This window comes from Streptacidiphilus melanogenes (genome assembly GCF_000787835.1).
Classification (GTDB): Bacteria; Actinomycetota; Actinomycetes; order Streptomycetales; family Streptomycetaceae; genus Streptacidiphilus; species Streptacidiphilus melanogenes.
Genome location: NZ_BBPP01000032.1, coordinates 28,539 through 52,770, shown reverse-complemented (window position 1 = coordinate 52,770; position 24,232 = coordinate 28,539). Strand labels below are relative to the sequence as shown.

The window sequence follows — 24,232 nt, the reverse complement described above, 5'->3', positions numbered from 1 at the left end:
CCGACGCCATCCGACCCGACGCCGGACGGCCTGCGCGCCAGGCGCGGAGAGCCGCACGAACGACAGGAGACGCATGACCATCCGGGTGCTGCTCGCGGACGACCAGGTGCTGGTCCGGGCCGGGCTCAAGGTGCTCGTGGACTCCGCTCCCGACCTCGTTGTGGTCGGGGAGGCCGCGACGGGGCTGGAAGCCGTCCGGCTGGCCAAGGAGGCGCGGGCCGACGTCGTGCTGATGGACATCCGGATGCCGGAGCTGGACGGCCTGGAGGCCACCGCGCGGATCAACGCCGACGAGGACCTGGCCGGGGTGCGGGTCCTGGTGCTGACCACTTTCGAGACCGACGACTACGTCTTCCAGTCGCTGCGCGCCGGGGCCTCGGGCTTCCTCGGCAAGGGCGCGGAGCCGGACGCGCTGCTGGACGCGATCCGCGTCGTCGCGCGCGGCGAGGCGCTGCTGACGCCCGCCGCCACCAAGGAGCTCATCGCCCGCTACCTCTCCCAGCCCGAGCGCGGCACGCCCGCCGCCGCCCCGGCGAGCCTCGCGGTGCTGACCGACCGGGAGCGCGAGATCGTCGCGATGGTGGCCACCGGGGCGTCCAACGACCAGATCGGCGAGCAGCTGGCGGTCAGCCCGCTGACGGTCAAGACGCACGTCAGCCGAGCCCTCATCAAGCTCGGTGCGCGCGACCGGGCGCAGCTCGTCGTGCTCGCCTACGAGAGCGGTTTGGTGCGGCCCAGCGCGCATTCCGGTCACGACGCGTGATTCACCCCACACGTCCTGCGGGTGGTCAGGTCTTGCGGACGGTGCGGAGGTCCGTGGCACACTGACAGCAGCAGTACGACGTTTGCGCACTCCGGGGTCGGTGAAAGTCCGAACCGGCGGTTACAGTCCGCGACCCGACCGCTTCCAGCGGCCGGTTGACCAGGTGAAATTCCTGGACCGACGGTTAAAGTCCGGATGGGAGGCAGTGCGCGGCGGACGTCGGGCTGCGGCGTCGTCGCCACGCGCGCACCCTCCCGGGTGTGTTCCGGGGCGGCCCCTTTCGGGGTCCCCGGCCGCGCGCAGCGTCCTCCCGCTGCCCGTGCACACGTCCGTTGTCAGCTCCCGCTACAGCCCCGGAGACCGCGCAGTAGGCGCGAGGTCACGGAGAGCTGAATGTTCACGGGAATCATCGAAGAGCTGGGCGAGGTCCTCTCGATCGAGGACTTGGGCGACTCCGCCCGTGTCCGCCTGCGCGGCCCCGTCACCACCGCCGACGCCCGTGAGGGCCAGTCCATCGCGGTGAACGGCGTCTGTCTCACCGTTCTCGACACCGACGCGGAACTGGCCGCCCACCCGGGCGAGTTCAGCGCCGACGTGATGCGCGAGACGCTGGAGCGGTCCAGCCTCGGCGCCATCTCCGTCGGCTCGAGGGTCAACCTGGAGCGCGCCATGGCGCTCGGCGCCCGTCTCGGCGGTCACCTGGTCCAGGGGCACGTCGACGGCACCGGCGTGCTGCTCTCGCGCACCCCCGGCGAGGCCGGAGCGGACGGGAATCCCCACTGGGAGGTCCTGCGTTTCAGCCTGCCGGCGCAGCTGTCGCGGTACCTCGTCGAGAAGGGCTCGATCACCGTCGACGGTGTCAGCCTGACCGTGGTGGAGGCGGCCGTGGACTCGTTCACCGTCAGCCTGATCCCGGCCACGCTCGCGCACACCACCCTCGGTCTGAAGCAGACCGGGGAGCCGGTGAACCTCGAGGTCGACGTGCTGGCGAAGTACGTCGAGCGGCTGCTCGGCGACCGCGCCGTGCCCGGCCTCGCGGGGAACCCGTACGAGCAGACGGGAGCCTGACGGACCATGAGCAATCTGGTCAACGACCTCAACAGCACGGCGTTCGGCCTGTTCGGACAGCAGATCAAGTGGTCCGACATGGTGGGCAACCTGCTCGGTCTCGGCGCCCTCGCGCTGGGCTGGCGCCGCTCGATGCTCACCTGGCCCGTCCAACTGCTCTCCGGCGTGGTGCTCTTCGCGGCCTTCGCCGCCGGCCACCTGAGCGGCAGCGCCGGCAAGCAGCTGATCGTGGTGGCCGTCTCGGTCTGGGGCTGGTACCAGTGGCAGCGCGGCCGCGCCAAGGCCGGTGACGTCACGGTCCGCTTCGCCACCTGGACCGAGCGCGGCGTGCTGGTCGCGGCCACGGCCGCCCTCACCGTCGCCCTGGCCGAGCTGTTCCAGGCCTACCCCTGGATGTCCTGGAGCCCCTGGGCCGACGCCTACATCTTCACCGGGACGCTGGCCGCGATGTACGCGCAGGCCCGCGGCTGGGTGGAGTTCTGGTTCGCCTGGCTGGCCGTCGACCTGGTCGGCGTGCCACTGAACTTCGAGAACGGCTACGCGTTCTCGGGCTACGTCTACAGCATCTACTTCGTCCTGGTGATCCTGGGTCTGCGCTCCTGGTGGCTGCGCAGTCGCAACGCCGAGCAGCCCGCTCTCGCGGAAGGAGCCGTCGCATGAGCGCCATAGAGGAACTTGCCCAGCAGCACGGAGAGGTCTACGAGGACCTGACGCTGGACAGCATCGAGTTCGCCATCTCCGAGATCGCGGCCGGGCGCCCGATCGTCGTGGTCGACGACGAGAACCGCGAGAACGAGGGCGACCTCGTCTTCGCCGCCGAGCTGGCCACGCCCGAGCTGGTCGCCTTCGCGATGCGTGAGTGCCGCGGCCTGATCTGCGTGCCGATGACCGGCGAGGACCTGGACCGGCTGGAGCTCGGCCAGATGGTCGCGCAGAACACCGAGTCGATGCGCACCGCGTTCACCGTCTCGGTGGACGCCAGGGAGAACGTCACCACCGGCATCTCCGCCGCTGACCGGGCGCACACCATCCGGCTGCTGGCCGACCCGTCGAGCGTCACCGGCGACTTCGTCCGCCCCGGCCACGTGTTCCCGCTGCGGGCCCGTCCCGGCGGCGTGCTGGAGCGCGAGGGCCACACCGAGGCCGGCCCCGACCTGTGCCGCCTGGCCGGGCTGCGTCCCGCCGCCGCGATCTGCGAGATCGCCAACGACGACGGCACCATGGCTCGCCTGCCCGAGCTGGTCGTCTTCGCCCGCCGCCACGGCCTGGCCCTGGTCTCCATCGAGGACCTGATCGCCTACCGCCGCCGCGCCGAGGCGAGCGTCACCCGCGCCGCGACCACCTCGCTGCCCACCGAGCACGGCAACTTCACGGCGCTCGGGTACCTGAGCGAGCCCGACGGCGTCGAGCACATCGCGCTGGTCGCGGGCGGCCTGGACGCCGACGGCAAGCTGCCCGACGGCGAGGAGGTGCTGGTCCGGGTCCACTCCGAGTGCCTGACCGGCGACGTCTTCGGCTCGCTGCGCTGCGACTGCGGCCCGCAGCTGGCCGCCTCGCTGGACAAGATCGCCAGCGAGGGCCGCGGCGTGGTCCTCTACCTGCGCGGGCACGAGGGCCGCGGCATCGGCCTGGTGCGCAAGCTGCGCGCCTACGAGCTGCAGGAAGGCGGGCGTGACACCGTCGACGCCAACCTCGAGCTCGGCCTGCCCGCCGACGCCCGGGACTACCGCGCCGCCGCGCTGATCCTGGCCGACCTGGGCGTGCGCTCGGTGCGGCTGCTCAGCAACAACCCCGACAAGCACGTCGCGCTCACCGAGCACGGCCTGCGGGTGCTGGGCCGCGAGGCGGTCCGGGCCGGCGTCGGCGAGCACAACCTGCGGTACCTGCTGACCAAGCGCGACCGGATGGGCCACGACCTGCCCTGGCTCGACGAGCTGACCCCCGCGCACAGCGCCTGAACCACACCGTTTCGACGCAAGAACGAAAGGACGTACGCAAGTGAGCGGCGAGGGAGCCCCCAAGCTCGACGTGCAGGACGCCAAGGACCTGAAGGTCGCGGTCGTCGCGGCGCAGTGGCACACGGTGGTCATGGACGGCCTGATCGCCGGCGCCGAGCGCGCGCTGGACGAGTACGGCGTCACCGACCGCACGGTGCTGCGCGTCCCCGGCAGCTTCGAGCTGCCGGTGGCGGCGAAGGCGCTGGCCGAGCGCGGCTACGACGCGATCGTCGCGCTCGGCGTCGTCATCCGCGGCGGCACGCCCCACTTCGACTTTGTGTGCGAGGCCGCGACCATGGGCCTCACCCAGGTGAGTGTCGACTCCGGCATCCCGGTCGGCTTCGGTCTGCTCACCTGTGACAACGAGCAGCAGGCGCTGGACCGTGCGGGCCTGGCGGACTCCAAGGAGGACAAGGGTCACGAGGCGACCACCGCGGCGCTGACCACCGCCGTGCTGATCCGCGGCCTGGCTGCCGGCTGACGGGTTCTCGTCCGTTCCACCGTCCGTACGGTGGGACGACACGACCTGTTCCCGGGGAACCACGTAGGGTAGGGCCCATCATGGCGCTTAAGACATTCGAAGAGCTCTTCAACGAGCTGCAGCGGAAGGCCGCCGCGGGCGAGCCCGGGTCGCGGACCGCCGAGCTGGTCGGCCTGGGCGTGCACGCCATCGGCAAGAAGGTCGTCGAGGAGGCGGCCGAGGTGTGGATGGCCGCCGAGCACGAGTCCGACGAGCGGACCGCCGAGGAGATCTCCCAGCTGCTGTACCACCTCCAGGTCATGATGGTCGCGCGCGGCCTCAGCCTGGAGGACGTCTACGCCCATCTGTAGACCCCGCGTGTTTTGACGCAGCGGGGCACCGAGCCGTTTCGGTGCCCCGCTTTCGCATGTTCGAGAACCCACCCCCAGAAAGGCAGCACAGCATGCTCCGCATCGCCGTCCCGAACAAGGGCTCACTCGCCGAACCGGCGGCGGGCATGCTCCATGAGGCCGGCTACCGCCAGCGCAAGGACACCAAGGAGCTGGTCCTGGTGGACCCGGAGAACCGGGTCGAGTTCTTCTACCTGCGCCCCCGCGACATCGCGATCTACGTCGGCTCGGGCCGCCTCGACATCGGCTTCACCGGCCGCGACCTGCTCCTCGACTCCGGCGCGGAGGCCGAAGAGGTCCTCTCGCTCGGCTTCGCCGGCTCGACCTTCCGCTTCGCCGGCCCGCCCGGGGTCGCCGGCAGCGTCAAGGACCTGGAGGGCCGCCGGATCGCGACCTCCTACACCGGCCTGGTCGAGAAGCACCTCGCCGAGGCCGGCATCACGGCCACCGTCACCAAGCTGGACGGCGCCGTCGAGACGGCCGTGCAGCTCGGTGTCGCCGAGGTCATCGCCGACGTGGTGGAGACCGGCACCAGCCTGCGCAACGCCGGCATGGAGGTCTTCGGCGAGCCGATCCTGCGCTCCGAGGCCGTCGTCATCCGTCCGCTCGGCGCGGCCGACAACCCGGCGGTGGACCAGTTCATGCGACGTCTGCAGGGTGTCCTGGTGGCCCGTCGGTACGTGATGATGGATTACGACATCCGTGCCGAGCACGTCGCGGAAGCGGTCGCGCTCACCCCTGGTCTGGAGTCGCCGACGGTCTCCCCGCTGCACAGCGAGGGATGGGTGGCGGTCCGGTCCATGGTGCTGCGTAAGGAGGCCCAGCGGATCATGGACGACCTGTGGGGCATCGGCGCCCGCGCGATCCTGGTCACCGACATCCACGCCTGTCGGCTCTGACATGACCGCGAGCCCGAGCGTCACCGCCGCGCCCACGCTGCCACGCACCTGGCAGCCGGTGCTGACGCGGGTGGTGCTGCTCGGGCTCGCGGCCCTCTCGATCGCGTTCTTCGCCCTGATCGCGGCGGTCGGCGCCCCGGACTGGCAGCGGCACGACCGGATCGGGATAGGCGCCAGCGGCATCGTCTTCGCCCTGGTGCTGGTGGTGCTGGCCCGCCCGAAGGCCAGGGCCGACGTCACAGGCCTGACGGTGGTCAACTTCGTGCACAGGCGCCGTCTGGAGTGGCCGCAGATCCTCAGCGTCAACCTCCACCTGGGCGACCCGTGGGTGACCCTGGACCTCGCGGACGGCGGCACCCTCGCGGTCGTCGCGATCCAGCCCGGCGCCGGGCGCAGGCAGGCCTGGCGCATGGCACAGGAACTCCGGGCCTGCGTCGACGCCTACGGCACGGCGGAGCAGCCCTGAGGTACGGTTAGGGTCTTTACCAAGCCTTTGGAGAATCCTCACCTCCCATGGACCCTCACAGTATTCCCGTGGCCTGGCTGCTGCTCGGTGTCGCCGTGCTGCTGATCCTGGCCAACGGGCTTTTCGTGGCCGCCGAGTTCGCCTTCGTCACCGTCGACCGCGGGGAGGTGGAGCGGGCCGCCGCGGCGGGGGACCGGCGTGCGTCACGCGTGGGCGGTGCCCTGCGGACGCTCTCCTTCGAGCTCTCCGGTGCGCAGCTCGGCATCACCGTGACCTCCCTGCTCGTCGGCATGCTGGCCACCCCCGCGCTCGGACTGCTGCTGGCCCCGCCGCTGCGCGGCATCGGCGTCCCGCAAGGCGCGGTGACCGGAATCGCCGCCGTCGTCGGGCTGCTGCTGGCGACCGTGCTGCAGATGGTGATCGGCGAACTGGTGCCCAAGGGCTGGGCCATCTCCAGGCCGCTCCAGGTCGCCCGCGCCGTCGTCGCGCCGCAGGTGCTGTTCTCCAAGGTCTGCCGGCCGCTGATCCTGGTGCTCAACGGCGCCGCCAACCGGATCGTCAGGGCTCTCGGCATGGAACCCGCCGAGGAGTTGGCCTCCGCACGCAGCGCCGAGGAGCTCGTGGCGATGGCCCGCCACTCCGCGCACGAGGGCGCTCTGGAGACCGACACCGCCGACCTCTTCGTCCGCACCCTCGGCCTCGCCGAGCTCTCCGCGGAGTCCGTGATGACGCCGCGCGTCGACGTCGCGGCCCTGGAGGACCACGCGACCGCCGCCGACGTGCTCAACCTGACCCGGGCGACCGGCCTGTCCCGGTTCCCCGTCTACCGGCAGACCATCGACGACGTCGTCGGCGTCGTCACGCTCAAGGACGCGCTCGCGGTCAAGGCCGACCGCCGCGCCCAGGTGCGCGTCGGTGCGCTGGCCTCGCCGCCGCTGCTGGTGCCGGAGACGCTGCCCGCCGACCGGCTGCTGGACCTGCTGCGCAGCCGCCAGCAACTCGCCGTCGTCGTCGACGAGTACGGCGGGACGGCCGGGGTGGCCACGCTCGAGGACATCGTCGAGGAGATGGTCGGCGAGGTCCAGGACGAGCACGACCCGGACGACCTGCCCGAACTGCGCCCGACCACCGCCGTCGCCGGCCACCGGGCCTGGCTCGCCGAAGGCCGCTGCCGCGTCGACGTGCTGGAGACCGTCGGCCTGCACGCGCCCGAGGGCCCGTACGAGACGGTCGCCGGCCTGCTCGCCGACCTGCTCGGCCGCATTCCGGTGCCCGGCGACGCGGCGGAACTGCCCGGCTGGCGGCTCACCGCGGTGGAGGTGCACCGCCACCGGACCGAGCGGGTGCGGCTGGAGCGACTCGAGGGCGGCGACCGATGACCGCGCTCAACCTCTTCTTCGCGGTGCTGCTCCTGCTCGGCAACGCCTTCTTCGTCGGCGCCGAGTTCGCGCTGGTGTCGGTCCGCCGCAGCCAGGTCGAACCCCTCGCGCAGGCGGGCGACAAGCGCGCCGCCACGGTCGTGCGCGCCCTTGAGGACGTCTCCGCGATGCTCGCGGCGACCCAACTCGGTATCACCGTCTGCTCCCTGCTGCTCGGCGCCCTCGCCGAGCCCGCGCTCGCCGGGCTGCTGGAAGGGCCCTTCCAGGCTCTCGGCCTGCCCGCCTCGCTCGTCCACCCGGCCGGCTACGTGCTGGGGCTCGCCATCGTGGTGGCGCTGCACATGGTGATCGGTGAGATGGTGCCGAAGAACATCGCGCTGGCGACGCCCGAGCGCGCCGCGCTCTGGCTCGGCCCGCCGCTGGCCGCGCTCGCCCGCTGGCTGCGTCCCTTCATCGCCTTCCTCAACGCCCTCGCCAACCTGGTGCTGCGGCTGCTGCGGGTCGAGCCGAAGGACGAGATCGCCGCCGCCTACACCAGCGAGGAGCTGACCCACCTGCTGCACGCCTCGCACGCGGCAGGCCTGCTCGGCCGCACGGCGCACGAGCGGCTGGAGGACGCCCTGGAGCTGGGCCTGCGCCCGGTGCGGGAGGTCGTGATGCCGAGCGCCAAGCTCGTCACCGTCGACCGCGAGGTCACCGCGGGCCGGATCGAGGAGCTGGCGGTGCGCACCGGCTATTCCCGCTTCCCGGTCCTCGGCGACCGCGACGCGTTCCTCGGCTACCTGCACGTCAAGGACGTGCTGGAGCTGGACGACGCCGACGAGCGGGTGCCCGACCGGCTCTGGCGGCCCATCATCACCCTCTCCGGCGACCTGCCGCTCGACGACGCCCTCGGTGCGATGCGCCGCTCGGCCGCGCACCTGGCCGGCGTCGTCGACGCGGACGGGCTGACGCTCGGTCTGGTGGCCCTGGAGGACGTCCTGGAGGAACTGGTGGGAGAGGTCCACGATCCGGACCACCGGACCCATGGATAGGCTGACGGTCGATCGAACGGATCGACGGAACACAAGCAGCATTCGGGGGAGTGTGAGCAGGTGAGCGATCGACGTCTGGAAGTCGACGCCCTGACCAAGCGCTACGGGGACACCGTCGCGCTGGACGGCATGAGCTTCGACGTGCGCGCGGGCGAGATCTTCGGCTTCGTCGGCAGCAACGGCGCGGGCAAGACCACGACGATGCGCATCATCCTCGGCGTGCTGGCCGCCGACGGCGGAGAGGTGCGCTGGGACGGCGTCCCCGTGGACCACGAGACCCGCAGCCGGATCGGCTACATGCCGGAGGAGCGCGGCCTCTACCCGCGCATGAAGGTCGGCGAGCAGCTGACCTACCTGGCCCGCCTGCACGGCCTCGGCGCGGCGGAGGCGGCGCAGGCCGTGCGCTCGTGGACCGAGCGCCTCGGCGTCCACGCCCGCTTCGGCGACGAGGTGCAGAAGCTGAGCCTCGGCAACCAGCAGCGCGTGCAGCTGGCCGCCGCGCTCGTGCACAACCCGGAGATACTCGTCCTCGACGAGCCCTTCTCCGGCCTGGACCCGGTGGCGGTCGACGTGATGAGCCAGGTGCTGCGCGAGAAGGCCGCGGAGGGCATCCCGGTGATCTTCTCCAGCCACCAGCTCGACCTGGTCGAGCGGCTCTGCGACCGTGTCGGCATCGTCCGCGCGGGCACGATGGTCGCCTGTGACACCGTCGAGCGCCTGCAGGCCTCCGGCGGCGAGGAACTGCTGGTCCACGCACCCGCCGCGGCCGAGGACTGGGCGTCGGGCCTTTTGGGCGTCACCGTCCGCGGCCGGGAGAACGGCCGCACCGTGCTGGCCCTGGCCGAGGGCGCCGACGACCAGGCCGTCCTCGCGGCGGCGCTGGCCACCGGCCCGGTCACCGAGTTCGCCCGTCGGCGTTCCTCGCTGACGGAGCTGTTCCGGCACGTGGTGAGCGCCGAGACGCACACGGGGGAGACGGCGAGCACGGGGGAGACGGGCAAGTGACTACGGGCAACCACCAGAGCGGGCAGCTGAGCAACGTCGAGGCGGTCCGGCTGGTCGCCGGACGTGAGATGTCGGTGCGCCTGCGGTCCAAGGCGTTCCTGATCCTGCTGGGCATCACGGCCGTGGCCTTCCTGGCCGTGCCGATCATCACCAAGCTCGCCGCCTCGGGCCCGAAGACGGAGCATGTCGCCGTGGTCCAGGCGGACGCCGAATACGGCCGACAACTCGAGGGCCTGGCCGGCAAACTGCACCAGAAGGTCGCCGTCACCGTCGTCGCCGACCAGGCGGCCGGTACGGCCGCAGTTCGTGACGGCAAGGCCGACGCCTTCGTCGTCTCCCACGGCGCGAACGGCACCCAGGTGACGGTGGAGAAGTCCCTGCCGGACTCCCTGCAGACCCTGTTCTCCTTCGCGGGCGCGGCCGAGCAGGGCCCGCCGCCGGCCTCCCAGCAGGTCCACGCGACCACCCTGGAGAAGACCGACCCGCAGCAGGGCCAGAAGATCGCCATCGCCATCACGGCCGGTTTGCTGATGTACCTCATCCTGATGACGGTGGGTCAGATGGTGGCCCAGGGCGTCGTCGAGGAGAAGACCAGCCGCGTCGTCGAGCTGCTGCTGGCCACGATCAAGCCGTGGCAGCTGCTCGCGGGCAAGGTCGCCGGCGTCGCCGTGGTCGGTGCGATCCAGCTGGTCGTCCCGGGCGTGCTGGGTCTCGCCGTCGGCATGGCCGACGGCCAGCTCAGCGTCTCGCTCAGCGCGTCGGTCGGCAGCCTGCTGTGGACCCTGGCGTGGTTCGCGGCCGGCTTCTGGCTCTACGCGATGATCTTCGCCTCTGCGGGCGCGATGGTCTCCCGCCAGGAGGACCTCGGCGGCGTGATGGCCCCCATCATGATGCCGCTGATCGCCGGCTGGGTCGTGGCCATCTCGATCCTCCCGGGCAACCCGCAGAGCGGCCTCGGCGAGATCCTCTCCTTCGTCCCGCTGACCGCCCCGGTCCTCATGCCGATGCGCTGGGCGCTCGGCGTCGCCCCGGTCTGGCAGGTCCTGGTCGCGCTGGCCCTCACCCTCGCCTGCGGCGTCCTCGTCCTGCGCTTCGCCGGCCGCATCTACCGCAACAGCGTCCTCCGCAGCGGCGCCCGCGTCCCGCTCCGCGAAGCGCTCAAGGCCGCCTAACGGCCCCTCGCGGGCCTGGGGTCCGTCCACGGAACCAGGCCCGTGAGGCCTTACGCCCGACGGATCCTGGCGTGGTCAGACCGCGCCGGTCCCCGTGCGCAGCAGCGCCAGGATCTCCTGGGTCGTGCGGACGTCGCCGAAGCTGCGATAGACGGTCGTCAGCGAGGCGTTGTGCATGGTGTCGTCGCGGGTGGCGGAGGCGTCCGCCGCGAGGATCGTGCGGTAGCCCAGGGTGGCCGCGTCGCGGACGGTGGATTCGACGCAGACGTTGGTGACCAGGCCGCAGGCGAGGACCGTGTCGACGTTGCGCTGTTCCAGCAGGGCCGGGAGCGGGCAGCAGCCCGGGAAGAAGGCCGAGGCGGCGGTCTTCTCGACCACCAGATCCTCCTCGGCGGGAACCAGTTCGGGCCAGAGCCGGTCCCGGGTCGGGCCGGCGCCGCCGGCGCGGCGGTAGCGTTCGGCGATCTCGGGGCCGTAGAAGTCGACCGCCCAGCGGGTCGGCTGCTCGGGGACGGCGGGCAGCACCCAGGCGACGGTGCCGCCCGCCGCGCGGGTCGCGTGCGCGAGGGCGTGGACGTTGGGGACGGCGGCGAGCCCGAACGGGTTGCCGTCGACGAAGAAGCGCACCATGTCGACGACCACCAGCGCGGTCCGGCCGCCGGACAGGCAGTCGTAGGCGTGGCGGCGACCTCGGCGCCGCTCCTGGCGCGCGTACTCGCGGGCGTCGATCCGCCAGGCGTGGGGCCTCGGTTGCAACTCGGCCATGACCGCGACCCTACCGACCGTCGATGAGTTCTCCATAGGCCTGGAGAACGTCGGGGAGCCGCAACGCGGCCAGGTCCTGTCTGGTCGGCAGTTCCGCCAGCACCGAGAGCCGCAGGTCCCGGTAGGCGCAGGACTTCTCGTAGAGCGTGCGCATGAAGCGCCCGTTGCCGAGGTCGTCGATCCAGCCCTCGCGCACCACGTGGCCGCAGATGCTGCGCAGCTCCTCCAGCGCCTCGTCGTCCCAGAAGTCCCCGTCGTGCGCGGCCAGCGCCTGGCCGATGGCGGCGAGTTCGGCGGGGCGGTAACTCGGGAAGTCGACGCGGGTGGTGAAGCGGGAGCTGAGTCCGGGGTTGGCGGCCAGCAGGCGGTTCATGCCCTCGGGGTAGCCGGCGAGGATCACGACCAGGCGGTCCCGGTTGTCCTCGGCGCGCTTGAGCAGGACCTGGAGCGCCTCGTCACCGTATGCGTCGCCCTTGGAGTAGCCGGAGTTGGCAAGGCTGTAGGCCTCGTCTATGAAGAGCACCCCGTCCAGCGCGGAGTCGATCAGCTCGTTCGCCTTGACGGCGGTCTGGCCGAGGAACTCGCCGACCAGGTCGGCGCGTTGGGCCTCGACCAGATGGTCCCCACTGAGCAGGCCGAGCGCGTAGAAGACCCGGCCGAGGATCCGGGCGACGGTGGTCTTGCCGGTGCCGGAGGGGCCGGAGAAGACGAAGTGCCGCTTGGGCGGCTGCACCGGGAGGCCCTGGTCCGCGCGCAGGCGCGCCATCCGCAGCTGGGCCGAGAGCGCGAGCACCTGCCGCTTGACGGGCTCCAGGCCGACCATGCGGTCGAGTTCGGCGAGCGCGGCCTCCAGCCGCTGCTGGTCCGGCGGCGTCTCGCGGCCCGCGGACGCGGGCAGCGCGGAGCGGTCGCGGGCGGCCGGGACGACGACGCTCCCGGTGGCGCCGTCGACGGTCGTGGTGCCCGCCGCCCCCTCCGCCTCGGCCTCCTCCTCGTCCTCCGCGAGCGGGAAGCCGGGGAGCGGGTCGTAGAAGACCGGCTCGAAGCCGACGTCCACGGGGTTGTCCGCGCCGTCCGCGAGTTCCGTCGCGTCGACGCCGCCGTCGAACCCCCCGCCGTCGAACGCGTTGCCGTCGAATCCGACGGCCTCGAAGCCCGGCCCGTCGTACCCGGTGGTGTCGAAGCCGACGCCGTCGAACGCGGTGATGTCGAAGCCGGCGGCGTCCCCGCCGGACACGCCGCCCGCGCGACCGGGACGGAGCAGGCCGCCCGGCTCCTGCGGGGACTCCAGCAGCGCGGGGTCGACGCCGTCCTCCGCGGTGATCGCGGCAAGGCGGGCGGAGGTGTCCATGAAGCCGGGGTCGACCCGGTGCACGGCACGGTAGAGCGACAGGGCCGCCGCGCTGCGGCCGACGCCCTCGTAGGCGCGGGCGAGCCAGTACCGCAGCTCCTTGCGCTGCGGCTGCTCGGAGCGGCAGCGGGCGAGCGAAGTCGAAAGCGGCAGCTCGGCCTGGCCGCACATGTCGAGGCGCACCCGGGCCATGCCGCTGAACAGGCCCGCCTCGATGCCGAGCAGCGGGTCGTCGAGCAGTCCGTCGGTGTCGCGGATCAGCTGCTCCCAGTCCTTGGTGAGGTAGGAGCGGCAGGCGTGCAGGAAGCGGACGGCGCTGTCCTCCGTGGCGCCGGGGCACTCGGCCAGCGCCTGGTCGAGCTCGGCGAGGTGACGGCCGTCGAGCCAGTGCGAGGCGTGGGCCAGCGTCAGGTCGCGCCCGGTCTCCAGCAGCGGCTGGACCCACCAGCCCAGCCAGTACCAGGAGCTGAGCGGACGGCGGTGCCGGCGCCGCTGCTCGCCGAAACGGTCCCGGTGCCGGTGCATGTTCAGCAGGGCGGCCGAAGTGTCCGAACGCAGCGCGTGCAGGCCGAGCCAGGCGTCGGCCATACCCGGATCGAGCCGGACGGCGGCGCGGAACTCCTCCTCCGCGCGGGTGTACGCGCCGGCGGTGTAGGCGTCCATGGCACGCAGCCAGGCGCGATCGGCCAGGCCGCGTGAGCGCCTGTCGCCGTTGTCCTCAGTCCCCACCGCTTCGCCCCCTGCTGCTCCGCGTCCCCGCTGCCCGCTGGAGGGGCTGACCTCGGGAGGCTTGCAGACGCCACACCTTGACGGTCCGTGAGCACGCGGCGACCGAGCCCGCACGCTCATGGGGAATCGTACCGGGGTCTTGCTGATCCGGAAGAGTGCCGCGCGGCCGTATCGGCTGGTGGGGACATAAACAGAGTTCTCACACAAGCGGAGGATTTTGCTCTGCCTATCACGCTCGGTCACCGTGACCAGTGGTGCACGACGGACGGATGCGCCGGAAAAGGACGAGCTGCCGGCCACGGGGGAACGGCCGGCAGCTCGTGTCTGCGAAGCGCGATCACCGTGTGTCGCGCTGATTGAGAACGTAGTTGGTGCCAGGGGTGCAGGTCAAGGGCATCATCACGGGGTGGTTCGCCCCCGAGGTCGTTGCGTTCCCCGACGATTCGCTGGCTCGCGGACAGGCTATTGGGTACACGCTGTAGTGATTACGCTGCGTCAGCGAACGGCCGAGCGGTTGAGCCGGTTACCAGGAAATCCGCGAAGCCCCGGCTCGGGTCGACACGGAAGTGCGCGGACTGTTCTTTCGTCCACCTTTTCCAGAACTCCGCGAGCTCCGGCCCGTCGCGCAGTTCGCCGCGGGCGCGGGCGGTCCCGGCGTCCACGTCCATCCACAGCAGCGCCGCAAGGCACGGCCGCACCGCCCGCCTCCCCGCGCCCACGCCCTCCAGGATCAGGAACGGCGGAGCAGTCGGAAGCTCCCGGAACGCGTCGAACCGGGCGAGCTCCCAGTCGTACACACGGTGGCGCGCCGGATCTCCGTCCGCCAGCGGTTTCAGCACCTCGGCCCGCAGCCGGTCGGTCCAGGCGAAGAACTCCTCGTGCGTCGCCAGGTCGTCCAGGTGCACGACCGGCGCGCGGTCCGCACCGCCGAGCGCCTCGGCGAGCCGGCCGGAGAAGGTGGTCTTGCCGGAGCCGGCGTAGCCGTCGACGGCCAGGAGCCGCGTCGGCCCACAGGAGGGCGCGAGAGCGGAGAGGCGCGCGGCGAGGGAGGGCAGGGTGAGCATGGTGGTCCGAGCCTACGGGGTGCTGCCGCCGATCCGCCCAGCTCCGGCGTGGTGCGGGCTGCCCCGAATGGGGCATACTTCCAGCGCCGCATGTTAGCGATCGTTCACCGAGACCCGGTGCCGTCGTACGTGTCGTCGCCCGGCCTCCCCACCTGGGGCGTCGGGCCCCGAGACCAGGAGGCAGAGCCGCCATGACCGCGTCCGCGACCAAGCCCGTCGAGCGCCAGCTCCCCACCGACGAGGCGCGCGAGCTGCTCGCGCTCACCCGGGACCTCGCCGACAACGAGCTCCGGCCGCAGGCGTCCGAGGAGGAGGCCGCGGCGGAGTTCCCGCGTGAGGCCTTCCGCACGCTCGGCCGCTCGGGCCTGCTCGGTCTCCCGTACGACGAGCAGTACGGCGGCGGCGCCCAGCCCTACGAGGTCTACCTCCAGGTGATCGAGGAGCTGGCGGCCGCGCGCCTCACCGTCGGCCTCGGCCTCAGCGTGCACACCCTCTCCTGCCACGCCCTCGCCACCTTCGGCAGCGAGGCGCAGCGCGAGAAGTGGCTCCCCGACATGATCGGCGGCGAGCAGCTCGGCGCGTACTGCCTCTCCGAGCCCCAGTCCGGCTCCGACGCGGCCGCGCTGAAGACCCGCGCCGTGCGGACGGAGTCCGGGGGAGAGTACGTCGTCAACGGCACCAAGGCGTGGATCACCCACGGCGGCGTGGCCGACTTCTACAGCACGATGGTCCGCACCAGTGACGACGGCCCGCGGGGCATCAGCGTGCTGCTGGTCCCCGCCGACACCCCCGGCGTCTCGGGCGCCGCGCCCGAGCGCAAGATGGGCATGAAGGGCTCCCCGACCGCCCAGGTCCTCTTCGACGACGCCCGCGTCCCCGCGGAGCGCCTGATCGGCCAGGAGGGCCAGGGCTTCGGCATCGCCATGGCCGCGCTGGACTCCGGCCGCCTCGGCATCGCCGCGTGCGCGATGGGCGTCGCCCAGGCCGCGCTGGACTACGCGGTGGGCTACGCGAAGGAGCGCGAGCAGTTCGGCCGGGCCATCGCGGACTTCCAGGGCCTGTCCTTCCTGCTCGCCGACATGGCGACCGCGGTCGAGGCCGGCCGTGCCCTCTACCTCGCGGCGGCGCGCCGCCGCGACGCCGGGCTCTCCTTCAGCAAGGAGGCCGCGATGGCCAAGCTCTTCTGCACGGACGCGGCGATGCGGGTCACCACGGACGCGGTCCAGGTCCTCGGCGGCTACGGCTACACCCAGGACCACCCGGTCGAGCGCTACATGCGCGAGGCGAAGGTGCTCCAGATCGTCGAGGGCACCAACCAGATCCAGCGCCTGGTGATCGGACGCACGCTGACCCGCTGAGCCACCCCTGGGCGGTGCACGACCCTGGCCTCCGCAACGGGAACTGACATACCGTCAGACATTCCTTCCCGTCGAGGAGGCCAGTGTGGTGTTCCGTCCCGTCCCCCTGGACGAGTACCCCGTTCACCAGGCGCCGCTGTCCATGCGGCACGTCGCCACCGGGGACCGCAACGCGTACGACCGGTGCATCTTCCACGTGTTCGACCACGCGGGACGCGCGCTCCTGATCGCCGGGCTCGGGGTCTACCCCAACGCCGGAGTGACCGACGCCTACGTGACGCTCAAGGTCGGCGACACCCTCCACGCCGTCCGCGCCTCGGACGCGCTGGGGGAGGACCGGATGACGCTCGCCGTCGGGCCGATCCGGATCGAGGTCGTCGAGCCGCTGCGCACGCTGCGCGTGATCTGCGAGGGCGGTGGGGGCGACGCCGACGAGCCGGACGGCCTGGCCTGCGACGTGACCTGGCAGGCGGAGTTCCCCGCCGTGTGGGAGCCGCACCACCTCGGGTACAGCGGGGACCGGCTGACCCTGGAAGGCCGCAGGTTCGTGCAGGCCGGCGGCGCGAGCGGGTGGATCCGGGCAGGGGGCGAGGAGTTCACCCTCACGCCACAGGAGTGGACCGCGACCCGGGACCGCAGTTGGGGCGTCCGGCCGATCCCGGGCGAGCAGCCCGGCCGCGCGGCGGAGGAGCACCGAACCGAGGGATTCCACTGGGTGTGGTGCCCGATCCGCTTCCGCGACCGCTTCGTCATGGTGATCCTCCAGGAGGACGCCGACGGGTACCGCTCCCTGAGCGAGGCCGTGCGCGTCCACGCCGACGAGAGCCGTCACGACGAGCAACTCGGCTGGCCCTACGTCGACATCGCCTACCGGCCCGGCACCCGCGTCCCGACCGGCGCGACCCTGCACCTCAGCGATGCCGCCCGCAAGCCTTTGGAGATCGACGCCGAGCTGCTCGGGGGCACTCCGCTCGCCGTCGGGGCCGGCTACCCGCCCGCGCAGGACTGGCAGCACGGGGCCTGGCAGGGCCGCGGCTGGGTGGACCGCCGCCGGTACGACCTCACCGACCCGGCCGACCTCGGCCTCGCCGCCTACGGCGTCACCGACCACGCCGCCCGCTTCACCCTCGACGGGGAGGTCGGTCACGGCGTCTTCGAACACGGCAGCTTCGGACGCCACGACCCGTCCGGCTTCGCCGACTTCTCCTCCGTCGCCCCGCACACCCGGGAGGTGTGACGATGACCGCCCCCGAGACCCCGCGTCGGGCCCCGCGCCCGCGCACCACCACCCGCGACCCCGAGCTGCTGCGGGACCGCCTCGCGGTGTGGATCGCCGACCGGCAGCCCGACGCGACCGTCGCGGAGCTGACCGTCCCGCGGTCCAACGGCATGTCCAGCGAGACCGTGCTGTTCGACCTGCGCCACGCCGACGGCAGCGTCCAGCCCTGCGTGCTGCGGCTCGCCGCCGACCCGAACGCCTACACCGTCTTCCCCGCCTACGACATGGAACGCCAGTACCGCTGCATGGAACTGGTCGCCGCGCACACCAAGGCGCCCGTGCCAAGGCTGCTGCGGCTGGAGACGGATCCGGGGCCGCTGGGCGCGCCCGCCTTCGTCATGGAGCGGGTCGACGGACGCGTCCCGCCCGACCTCATGCCCTACACCTACGGCGGCAACTGGCTGCACCAGGCGAGCGGAGCCGAACGCGCGCAGCTGCAGCGGGCGAGCGTCGAGCTGCTCGCCGAGCTGCACCGCGCACCCGTCGCCGAAGCCGGGTTCCTCCGGTCCCGCGCGCCCGGTGACACCCCGCTGCGGCAGCACGTCAACGAGCAACGGGCCTACTACGACTGGGTCGTGCGGGGCCGTGCGGCCTCACCCCTGATCGAGCGCGCCTTCGCCGCCCTGGAGCGGCTCTGGCCGGCCGACCCGGGCGAGACGGTCCTCAGCTGGGGCGACGCCCGCATCGGCAACGTCATCTACCGGGGCTTCACACCCGCGGCCGTACTCGACTGGGAGATGGCCGCGCTCGGCCCGCGCGAACTCGACCTCGGCTGGTTCGTCTTCCTGCACCGCTTCTTCCAGGACCTGACCGTCGCCTCCGGGCAACCCGGGCTGCCGGACTTCCTGGACCGGGACACCGTCGCTGCGCAGTACGCCGAGGCCAGCGGGCACACCCCGCACGACCTGGACTTCTTCACGCTCTACGCGGCCCTGCGGCATGCCGTGGTGATGCTCAGGATCGGCTACCGGCAGGTCCACTTCGGTGAGACGGAGGCCCCGGCCGACCCGGACAGCCTGATCCTGCACCGGGCGACGCTGGAGGCGATGGCCGAGGGGCGCTACGCGGCCTGACGCTGCTGCGGTATGGCCCGGCCCACGTGCGAGAACGGCTGGCGGCGCCAGTCCAGCTCGACGGGGAGCGTCAGGAACTCGGCGAGGGAGGGCTCGGGGTCGAGCAACTGGTCCTCCTCGTCGGCGTCGTCCAGCCAACGGCCGGAACCCTGGCAGACGGTGGCGGAGAAGGGGTGCCAGGCCGTGGTCACGACGGCGTGCTGCGGAAAGCGCTCCTCGTCGTCCAGCACGGCGATCGGACGGTGGCAGTCGGGGCAGCGGAACCGGGTGATCTCCCAGGTCTCCGCCTCGCCCGGGTCGACGCCCGGCGTTCTGGCCTCGATGTCGGCCTCTTCGTTCCGGACAGCGCTCAGCTGCTCGACAACAGTCATGTGAACTCCCCCTGGAGCAGGCACGCGGGCCTTTGTCGCCGCGACCATAGCGAGCACTTCCCACCCAGGGCACCTGATAATCCTGAGGGTGCCAACGGCTGCCGCACGGGCCTGTGTCCTTGCTCACATGGCGAGTCGGCTAAGTTGTCCGGGTGGAGGAACTCGATCGACAGATCGTGCAGCTGCTGGTGGCCGACGGCCGGATGAGCTACACGGACCTGGGCAAGGCCACGGGCCTGTCCACCTCGGCGGTGCACCAGCGCGTGCGACGTCTCGAACAGCGCGGTGTGATCCGCGGCTACGCCGCGATCGTCGACCCCGACGCCGTCAGCCTGCCGCTGACGGCGTTCATCTCGGTCAAACCCTTCGACCCCAGCGCCCCGGACGACACCCCCGAACGGCTGGCCGGGATCGAGGAGATCGAGGCCTGCCACAGCGTGGCCGGCGACGAGAACTACATCCTCAAGATCCGCGTGGCCACCCCGGGCGACCTGGAGGACCTGCTCGCCAGGATCCGCTCGGCGGCCGGCGTTTCGACCCGGACCACGGTCGTGCTCAGCACCCCCTACGAGGCGCGCCCGCCCCGGCTGAAGTAGCGCCGACCGGGCCGGGGACGGGGCTGCTCACGGCGTTGTCGGCGGCGTCTCATAAGGTGGACCGCATGACCGCCGCAGCACCGCTCCCCGCCCTCGCCGACTCCGCCGCGCGCACGGTCCTGCTGCGCGGCGGCGACGTCTACAGCCCTGCCGACCCCTTCGCCACCGCCCTGCTGATGCAGGACGGCGTCGTCGCCTGGGTCGGCGAGGAGGGCGCGGCCGAGAGCTACGCCCGGGACGCCGAGCTGGTCGTGGATCTCGCCGGTGCCCTGGTCACCCCGGCGTTCGTGGACGCCCACGTGCACGCGACCTCGACGGGTCTGGCCCTCACCGGCCTGGACCTGACGGCCTGCCCGAGCCTGGGCGAGGCGCTGGCGCGCGTCCGCGCCTTCGTCCGCGAGTCCGGCGTGGGGCCGGGCGGCGTGCTGCTCGGCCACGGCTGGGACGAGACCAAGTGGCCCGAGCGCCGCGCGCCCAGCCTCGCTGAGCTGGACGAGGCCGCGGGCGGCACCGCGCTCTACCTCTCCCGCACCGACGTCCACTCCGCGCTCGCCTCCACGGCCCTGCGCGCGCTCGCGGGCCCGGAGTTGCCCGCCCTGCCCGGGTTCCTGCCCGAGGGCCCGCTCAGCCGCGCCGCCCATCACGCCGTCCGGGCCGCCGCCCTGGGCCACCTGACGTCCCACCAGCGCGAGGCCGCGCAGCGGGCCACCCTGGCCCACGCGGTCACCCTCGGCATCGGCGCGCTGCACGAGTGCGCCGGCCCGCAGATCTCCTCCGAGGCCGACCTGACGGGTCTGCTCGCGCTGGCGGCGGCCGGCGGCGGTCCGGAGGTCTTCGGCTACTGGGGCGAGCTCGGCGCCGTCGACACCGCCCGCCGCCTGGGCGCGGTCGGCGCGGGCGGAGACCTCTTCATCGACGGCGCGCTCGGCTCCCACACCGCCTGCCTGCACGACGCCTACGCCGACGAGGAGCACACCGGCGCCTCCTACGTCTCCGCCGAGGAGATCGCCGAGCACGTCCACGCCTGCACCGAGGCGGGCCTCCAGGCGGGCTTCCACGCCATCGGCGACGGCGCGCTGGCAGCGCTCGTCACGGGCGTCCGCGCAGTGGCGGAGAAGCTCGGCCTGGAGCGCGTGCGCGCCCTGCGGCACCGCGTCGAGCACGCCGAGCTGCTGACGGCCGAGCAGATCGCGGGCTTCGCCGAGCTCGGCCTCACCGCCTCCGTCCAGCCCGCCTTCGACGCCTGCTGGGGCGGCGAGTCCGGCATGTACGTCGACCGCCTCGGCGCGGAGCGCGCCCGCACGATGAACCCCTTCGCGGCGCTGCTGCGCGCGGGTGTCCCGCTGGCCTTCGGCTCCGACGCCCCGGTGACCCCGCTCGACCCGTGGGGCACGGTCCGTGCGGCCGCGTTCCACCGCACCCCCGCGCACCGCATCTCCGCGCGCGCCGCGTTCACCGCGCACACGCGTGGCGGGTGGCGCGCCCTGGGCCGCGACGACGCCGGCACCCTCGTCCCCGGCGCGCCCGCGTCCCTCGCGGTCTGGGCCCCGACGGACCTGATCGTCCAGGCCCCGGACGAGATCATCCGCAACTGGTCCACGGACCCCCGTAGCGGCGTCCCCGGCCTCCCGGACCTCACCCCGGGCCGGGAGCTCCCGCACTGTCTGGCGACGGTCGTGAACGGACGGTCGGTTTTCATGGCTGAATGACCTGCGCCACTCGGGGGCGCAACTGAACACAGGGGGGAACATGACCGTCCAGGACGGCCAGTTGGAGTTCGTCGCCGGCGAGGTCCGGCGGATCACGGCGGCGATCAAGCGCTATCAGAAGGGGGACCGCCGTCGCGCCTTCGCGCTGCAGATGGCGACGGTGACCCTCTCCGCCTGTTCGACCGTGCTGCTGGGTGTGCGGGTCGGCGATCCGGGGCGGCAGGTCCTCCTGGACATCGCTCTCGGCATCAGCGCCTTCGTCACGGTCCTGGCGGCCTGGGACGCCTTCTTCGCGCACCGCTCGCTGTGGATCCAGGCCAGCCAGACCGTCCTGCACCTCGAATCGCTCGACCGTGAGATCAGGTTCTACTCCGAGGGCCTGACCGAAGGTCCGGACCCCGACGTGGCCGAGGCGTTCCTGAAGCGGCTCGACGAGATCCTGCGGGAGCACCACGACGCGTGGGCCAAGCTCCGCAAGCGGGAGGACGCGTCGTAGCAGAGCGCGGTCCCCGCCGTCCGGATACCGCCGAACGAAGGGTTGGCCCGAACCGGCTCCGGGCCCGAGCGCACCGCGCTGACCTGCGGTGGAGCGTCGTCTGCCCAGGTAACACGCCGGTTGACAGGCCCCGCGGGACCGCGAGTAGTTTCGTCGTCGTCCACCGGACAGCAGACCCACGCCAAACCCGGGACCGCCGTTGGTCTCCACCGCCAGGAGCCGGCGCCGCCGGATCGGGGAGCGCGGGCCTCGGTGCGGGCGCACACGCGTGCGCCCCGCACCGACGGGTGTGGACTCCGGGCTCGGCCCGGGCGCTCAGTAGACAACGGCTTCTGGTCGGCCCGCAGCCAGCAGGTCCCGAGTCGGACCGAAGAGCGTCCGGGCCGTTTCCGTGCCGTGACCCGCTCAGGTCCGCTCTCACCTGCACTTAACCGCAGGATGTACCGTCTTCCCACAGCCACTGGAACCAACTGCTGCGGATTGGCGGCGAACGTGCCCTTGACCCTGGAATCGGACGACCGTTCCAAGGACCTCGCGGAGGCCGGAGCGCGCCCGCCGCGCCTCGTCCGGATCGGCGCCCGGATCCGCCGCGGCGCGCCGCGCACCGCGCTCGCAGCGCTCTGCGGCGTGCTGCTCGCACTGTCGTTCCCGTCGTTCGGCATCTGGCCGCTGTCGCTCGTCGCCGTCGCCGGGCTGAGCCTGCTCACCTACGGACGCACGGCCCGGCAGGGCGCCTGGACGGGTCTGGTCTTCGGCCTGGTCTTCATGTTGTGGCTGCTGATCTGGATCGACGTCATCGGCTACGACGCCTGGGCGCTGCTCTCCGTCGCCGAGGCGCTGTTCCTGGCCGCCATGGGCGCGGGGCTCGCGATCGTCTCGCGGCTGCGTTTCTGGCCGCTGTGGACCGCGTGCCTGTGGGTGGCCCAGGAGTGGGCACGCGACCGGGTGCCGCTCGGCGGCTTCCCGTGGGGCCGCCTCGCGTTCGCCAACACCTCCTCGCCCTTCACGCCGCTCGCGGCGCTCGGCGGGGCCCCGCTGGTCAGCTTCGCCGTCGCGCTGAGCGGCGCGCTGCTCGCCGCGGCGGTGCTGGCGCTGCGCACCCGCGAGGGCCGGGAGCGCAGCGGACGCCTCGGGCTCGCCTGCGTGGCCGGTGCGGCCGCGGCAGGCGTCGTCGGCTACGCGATCCCGCTGCCCACGGCCGGTACCACCGCCGGTGGGCCGGCCTACGCCCAGATCGGCGTGATCCAGGGCAACGTGCCGCACGCCGGCATGGACTTCCTCGGCCGCCCGATGCAGGTGCTGGACAACCACGTCGCGGCGACCTTCGACCTGATGAACAAGGTCGACGCGGGCAAGCTGCCGCAGCCGCAGCTGGTGATCTGGCCGGAGAACTCCTCCGACGTCAACCCGTACAACACGCCGGCCGCCTACGACGCGATCAGCCAGGCCGCGGGCCGTACCGGCGTGCCGATGCTGGTCGGCGCCCTCGTCGACGGCCCGGACGCGCAGCACGTGATGAACGAGGGCATCGTCTGGTCCCCGAAGACGGGCCCCGGCGCGTCCTACACCAAGCAGCACCCGGTGCCGTTCGGCGAGTACGTGCCGTTCCGCTCGATCCTGATGAAGTACATCACCCGTCTCCAGCGCGTGGCCCGCGACTTCTACCCGGGCGACCACACCGGCATCCTGCAGGTCGGCCCGGCCAAGATCGGTGACGTGATCTGCTTCGAGGTCGCCTACGACGGCATCGTCCACGACGCGGTCAGCAAGGGTGGCCGGCTGCTGGTCGTGCAGACCAACAACGCCACCTACGAGCACACCGACCAGCCGGACCAGCAGTTCGCCATGTCCCGCCTGCGGGCGATCGAGCACGGCCGCGCCGTCGTCATCGCCGCGACCAGCGGTATCAGCGCGGTGATCGCGCCGGACGGCTCCGTCGTCCAGCGCACGCAGCTGGCGACCCAGGCGGAGCTCGACGTCAAGGTCCCGCTGCGCGACGGCCTCACCCTGGCCGACCGCGTCGGCGCCGGGCCGGAGTGGGCGCTCTCCTTCATCGGCCTCGGCGCGGTGGCCTTCGCCGTCTGGACGCGCCGCCGCCGCTCGTCGGGAACGCCCGGAACACCGGCCTGACCTCGGGCGTTCTACGGTGGAAGCCTGACACGACCAACGAAGGGCGAAGCCGCCGTGCGCGCGTCCCGACTCAAGCGGTTCCTGCCCCTCCTCGTCGCCGCATATGTGGTGGCCGAGCTGGTGCTCCTAGTGACGGTGGCCGACCTGATCGGCTGGCTGCTGACGCTGCTGTTGCTGCTGGCCGGGTTCGTGGCGGGCGCGTCGGTCGTCAAGCGCGCGGGCGTCAAGGCGTTCGCGGCGGCGCGGAAGGGCAGCGTGCCCGAGGGCGAGGCGCGGACGGCGGTCACCGTCGTCGGCGGCGTCCTGCTGATGGTCCCCGGGTTCATCAGTGACGTCCTCGGCCTGCTCTGCCTGGTGCCGCCGGTGGCGAAGCGCCTCCAGCGGGCACCGATGGCCTTGCTGCGCAAGGGCCCGCTCGGTGACGCCGTCCGCCTCCAGGAGCAGGTCCGCATGCACCGCCCTGACGGCAAGGTCGTCCACGGCGAGGTCATCCACGAGGACGGCACCCCGGCTCCCGGCCCGTACGACTACTCCCGCCGCGACGACGAAGGTCCCTACGGCGAGATCCGACGCTGACCCGACGGCGCGGGGAACTGCCTCTGACGGGTCACACCAGACGTGCGACGAGGCCCGGGCTCCCCCGCGAAGGGGAGCCCGG

At 72.4% G+C, this 24,232-nt stretch carries 24 protein-coding genes and 1 riboswitch; of the genes, 20 read left to right on the top strand and 4 right to left on the bottom strand.

Annotation, left to right across the window (positions count from 1 at the left end):
• The first annotated feature begins 73 nt into the window (after positions 1-73).
• The 12 genes from TR49_RS27750 (at position 74) to TR49_RS27695 (ending at position 10,653) form a co-directional block, all read left to right on the top strand.
• Positions 74-763 (top strand): response regulator, encoded by a 690-nt coding sequence (locus TR49_RS27750; RefSeq protein WP_042386595.1) that lies wholly within the window; start codon positions 74-76, stop codon positions 761-763.
• An 82-nt stretch (positions 764-845) separates the two neighbouring features.
• Positions 846-976, top strand: a riboswitch (FMN riboswitch).
• 180 nt (positions 977-1,156) lie between these two features.
• On the top strand, positions 1,157-1,831 hold the full coding sequence (locus TR49_RS27745) for a riboflavin synthase (RefSeq protein ID WP_042386594.1): 675 nt from the start codon (positions 1,157-1,159) through the stop codon (positions 1,829-1,831).
• Between the two features lie 6 nt (positions 1,832-1,837).
• Positions 1,838-2,491: a nicotinamide mononucleotide transporter family protein gene (locus tag TR49_RS27740; RefSeq protein ID WP_042386593.1), complete on the top strand. Its 654-nt coding sequence runs from the start codon at positions 1,838-1,840 to the stop codon at positions 2,489-2,491.
• Positions 2,488-3,789 (top strand): bifunctional 3,4-dihydroxy-2-butanone-4-phosphate synthase/GTP cyclohydrolase II, encoded by a 1,302-nt coding sequence (locus TR49_RS27735; RefSeq protein WP_042386592.1) that lies wholly within the window; start codon positions 2,488-2,490, stop codon positions 3,787-3,789. Before TR49_RS27740 ends, TR49_RS27735 begins: the two co-directional genes overlap by 4 nt.
• 40 nt (positions 3,790-3,829) lie before the next feature.
• Positions 3,830-4,309, top strand: a complete 480-nt coding sequence (ribH, locus tag TR49_RS27730) for a 6,7-dimethyl-8-ribityllumazine synthase (RefSeq protein WP_042386591.1) — start codon at positions 3,830-3,832, stop codon at positions 4,307-4,309.
• Between the two features lie 80 nt (positions 4,310-4,389).
• Positions 4,390-4,659: a phosphoribosyl-ATP diphosphatase gene (locus TR49_RS27725; protein WP_042386590.1), complete on the top strand. Its 270-nt coding sequence runs from the start codon at positions 4,390-4,392 to the stop codon at positions 4,657-4,659.
• A 92-nt stretch (positions 4,660-4,751) separates the two neighbouring features.
• Positions 4,752-5,597 carry an ATP phosphoribosyltransferase gene (hisG, locus tag TR49_RS27720; RefSeq protein WP_042386589.1) on the top strand — a complete coding sequence of 282 codons (846 nt, stop codon included), beginning with the start codon at positions 4,752-4,754 and terminating at the stop codon, positions 5,595-5,597.
• Position 5,598: 1 nt separating this feature from the next.
• Positions 5,599-6,063: a PH domain-containing protein gene (locus TR49_RS27715; protein WP_042386588.1), complete on the top strand. Its 465-nt coding sequence runs from the start codon at positions 5,599-5,601 to the stop codon at positions 6,061-6,063.
• Between the two features lie 47 nt (positions 6,064-6,110).
• On the top strand, positions 6,111-7,442 hold the full coding sequence (locus TR49_RS27710) for a hemolysin family protein (protein ID WP_439654134.1): 1,332 nt from the start codon (positions 6,111-6,113) through the stop codon (positions 7,440-7,442).
• Positions 7,439-8,476: a hemolysin family protein gene (locus tag TR49_RS27705; protein WP_042386587.1), complete on the top strand. Its 1,038-nt coding sequence runs from the start codon at positions 7,439-7,441 to the stop codon at positions 8,474-8,476. Before TR49_RS27710 ends, TR49_RS27705 begins: the two co-directional genes overlap by 4 nt.
• Positions 8,477-8,536: 60 nt before the next feature.
• Positions 8,537-9,481 (top strand): ABC transporter ATP-binding protein, encoded by a 945-nt coding sequence (locus TR49_RS27700; protein ID WP_042386586.1) that lies wholly within the window; start codon positions 8,537-8,539, stop codon positions 9,479-9,481.
• On the top strand, positions 9,478-10,653 hold the full coding sequence (locus TR49_RS27695; protein WP_052434698.1) for an ABC transporter permease: 1,176 nt from the start codon (positions 9,478-9,480) through the stop codon (positions 10,651-10,653). Before TR49_RS27700 ends, TR49_RS27695 begins: the two co-directional genes overlap by 4 nt.
• A 75-nt stretch (positions 10,654-10,728) precedes the next feature.
• Here the strand turns inward: TR49_RS27695 and TR49_RS27690 are convergent, their stop codons facing one another.
• The 3 genes from TR49_RS27690 to TR49_RS27680 all read right to left on the bottom strand — a co-directional run bounded on the left by TR49_RS27690 (position 10,729) and on the right by TR49_RS27680 (position 14,562).
• Positions 10,729-11,418, bottom strand: a complete 690-nt coding sequence (locus TR49_RS27690) for a cysteine hydrolase family protein (protein WP_042386585.1) — start codon at positions 11,416-11,418, stop codon at positions 10,729-10,731.
• A 10-nt stretch (positions 11,419-11,428) separates the two neighbouring features.
• A complete protein-coding gene (locus TR49_RS27685; protein ID WP_236653563.1) occupies positions 11,429-13,432 on the bottom strand; it encodes an AAA family ATPase in 2,004 nt (667 codons plus the stop codon).
• A 551-nt stretch (positions 13,433-13,983) separates the two neighbouring features.
• Positions 13,984-14,562: a uridine kinase family protein gene (locus TR49_RS27680; RefSeq protein WP_042386583.1), complete on the bottom strand. Its 579-nt coding sequence runs from the start codon at positions 14,560-14,562 to the stop codon at positions 13,984-13,986.
• 191 nt (positions 14,563-14,753) lie between these two features.
• Here TR49_RS27680 and TR49_RS27675 point away from each other — a divergent pair, with 191 nt between their 5' ends.
• From TR49_RS27675 to TR49_RS27665, 3 genes are all read left to right on the top strand, one after another.
• Positions 14,754-15,920: an acyl-CoA dehydrogenase family protein gene (locus TR49_RS27675; RefSeq protein ID WP_042386582.1), complete on the top strand. Its 1,167-nt coding sequence runs from the start codon at positions 14,754-14,756 to the stop codon at positions 15,918-15,920.
• 142 nt (positions 15,921-16,062) lie between these two features.
• The gene (locus TR49_RS27670) at positions 16,063-17,157 is read left to right on the top strand and encodes an Rv3169 family protein (RefSeq protein WP_042386629.1); all 1,095 of its coding nucleotides are present in this window, start codon (positions 16,063-16,065) and stop codon (positions 17,155-17,157) included.
• Between the two features lie 2 nt (positions 17,158-17,159).
• Positions 17,160-18,272, top strand: coding sequence for a phosphotransferase family protein (locus TR49_RS27665; protein ID WP_042386581.1), 1,113 nt, complete (start codon positions 17,160-17,162; stop codon positions 18,270-18,272).
• Here the strand turns inward: TR49_RS27665 and TR49_RS27660 are convergent.
• On the bottom strand, positions 18,260-18,643 hold the full coding sequence (locus TR49_RS27660; RefSeq protein WP_042386580.1) for a hypothetical protein: 384 nt from the start codon (positions 18,641-18,643) through the stop codon (positions 18,260-18,262). The genes TR49_RS27665 and TR49_RS27660 overlap by 13 nt on opposite strands.
• Positions 18,644-18,795: 152 nt before the next feature.
• Here TR49_RS27660 and TR49_RS27655 point away from each other — a divergent pair, with 152 nt between their 5' ends.
• The 5 genes from TR49_RS27655 to TR49_RS27635 all read left to right on the top strand — a co-directional run bounded on the left by TR49_RS27655 (position 18,796) and on the right by TR49_RS27635 (position 24,150).
• Entirely contained in the window at positions 18,796-19,239 is a 444-nt protein-coding gene (locus tag TR49_RS27655) for an Lrp/AsnC family transcriptional regulator (protein WP_042386579.1), read from the top strand.
• 65 nt (positions 19,240-19,304) lie between these two features.
• Entirely contained in the window at positions 19,305-20,948 is a 1,644-nt protein-coding gene (locus tag TR49_RS27650) for an amidohydrolase (RefSeq protein ID WP_042386578.1), read from the top strand.
• A gap of 40 nt (positions 20,949-20,988) precedes the next feature.
• The gene (locus tag TR49_RS27645; protein WP_042386577.1) at positions 20,989-21,444 is read left to right on the top strand and encodes an SLATT domain-containing protein; all 456 of its coding nucleotides are present in this window, start codon (positions 20,989-20,991) and stop codon (positions 21,442-21,444) included.
• Positions 21,445-21,882: 438 nt separating this feature from the next.
• Positions 21,883-23,574, top strand: coding sequence for an apolipoprotein N-acyltransferase (gene lnt, locus TR49_RS27640; RefSeq protein WP_052434697.1), 1,692 nt, complete (start codon positions 21,883-21,885; stop codon positions 23,572-23,574).
• Positions 23,575-23,628: 54 nt separating this feature from the next.
• The gene (locus tag TR49_RS27635; protein WP_236653561.1) at positions 23,629-24,150 is read left to right on the top strand and encodes an FxsA family protein; all 522 of its coding nucleotides are present in this window, start codon (positions 23,629-23,631) and stop codon (positions 24,148-24,150) included.
• Positions 24,151-24,232: the final 82 nt, after the last annotated feature.